At 69.3% G+C, this 290-nt stretch carries 1 pseudogene; it reads right to left on the minus strand.

Features of this window, described 5'->3' with window-relative positions:
• A pseudogene (locus GM676_RS31730) lies at positions 1 to 290 on the minus strand (sugar ABC transporter permease); the annotation flags it as partial.

The raw sequence follows: 290 nt of genomic DNA on the forward strand, positions 1-290 counted from the left end.
CCACGCCCAGGCCTGCCAGCTTGGCGGCGTCGCGCCACATCGGCGCCACGTCCAGCGCGTGGGCGGCGCGGCTGCGGCGCTGCGCGAAGATCAGGTAGATGGCCACCACGAACAGCAGGAACCCCAGCGCGATGCCCAGCGTCGGCGACAGGTAAGCCTGGCCGATGTAGACCATGTCGTCCGATACCGGTGCCATGGTGGTGCCGCCGGTCACGCCCAGCACAATGCCGCGATACGCCAGCATGCCGCCCAGGCCGACGATGAACGATGGAATGCCCAGGTAGGCGGTC

The sequence above is a fragment of the Duganella radicis genome (assembly GCF_009720825.1).
GTDB classification, from domain to species: domain Bacteria; phylum Pseudomonadota; class Gammaproteobacteria; order Burkholderiales; family Burkholderiaceae_D; genus Rugamonas; species Rugamonas radicis.